This is a genomic window from Vibrio sp. 378, assembly GCF_033339435.1.
The window spans coordinates 1-1,015 of sequence record NZ_JAWOUO010000180.1; the positions used below are offsets into that span (position 1 = coordinate 1).

Consider the following 1,015-nt stretch of genomic DNA (forward strand, 5'->3'; position numbering starts at 1 on the left):
ATGGGTATAACACCAGAGACAGGACAAAGGTCGCCCCCGGTAAGGTTCGAATATCAGGGAACCAATACTCGCCAGGTCCCCACCCGGTGACATCACGCAGGAATATTTGAATTGGGCCAGCAAAGTCGAACCAATCCGTAAATATGTAACCAATAATGTAACCCGGCATTGCCAATGGCAATACAAGCGCCCACTGTAACCACTTTTCCGTTGGCAACTTACACATTGCCATCAACCAAGCGCTTGGAATACCGAAAATAAGAGAGAGGCCCATAACCCCAATCGTTAAGACGACGGTGTTATAGATATAGGTTGGCATCACCGTCGACATCAAATGTGTAAACAGGTTATCCGTTTCACCAATTGCGGTGTAGAAGATCGCTAAGATCGGCAAAACCAGTAACAGAGTTATCGCTCCACTACTGGTTTTCCATAGAGAATGTCTATCTTTCATTGCCTAATTACTGCAAGGCTTTATGAAATACAAATGCTGGTGCAAATACATCTCATATCCTTTAATCAAATGGGGGTATAGTTATACCCCCACAAGGAATTAAAGGTCAAATTTCACTTCATCTAGTAGCTTAATCGCTGCTTCATGGTGAGAAGCGATATCATCTAGAGAAAGCGTGTCTGCTTTAAAGTCGCCCCAAGATTCCACAAGTTCAGAACGCTTAACGCCTTCTTTTACTGGGTACTCGTAGTTCACTTCTGCGTACATCTTCTGAGCGGTTTCGCCAGTCAAGAACTCCATTAGCTTAAGCGCGTTATCTCGGTTTGGAGCGTATTTCGCCATCGCCATACCAGAGATGTTCACGTGCGTGCCTGTTGTTTCTTGATTCGGGAAATTGATGTAAACCGCATCAGCCCAAGCTTTTTGCTCTTTGTCGTTAACCATTTTACCTAGGTAGTAGCTGTTACCCAAAGAAACATCACATAGACCTTCTTTGATCGCTTTTACTTGTGCACGGTCGTTACCTTGAGGTTTACGAGCAAGATTCGCTTTCACGCCTTC

The 1,015-nt window shown here is 44.5% G+C and carries 2 protein-coding genes; both read right to left on the reverse strand.

Annotated elements, in window-relative coordinates:
* A partial coding sequence (locus tag R7Q48_RS24985) for an ABC transporter permease (protein WP_411979281.1) occupies positions 1-454 on the reverse strand: 454 nt, incomplete at its 3' end.
* A 99-nt stretch (positions 455-553) separates the two neighbouring features.
* On the reverse strand, positions 554-1,015 hold a 462-nt coding region (locus R7Q48_RS24990; RefSeq protein WP_318132813.1), incomplete at its 5' end, for an extracellular solute-binding protein.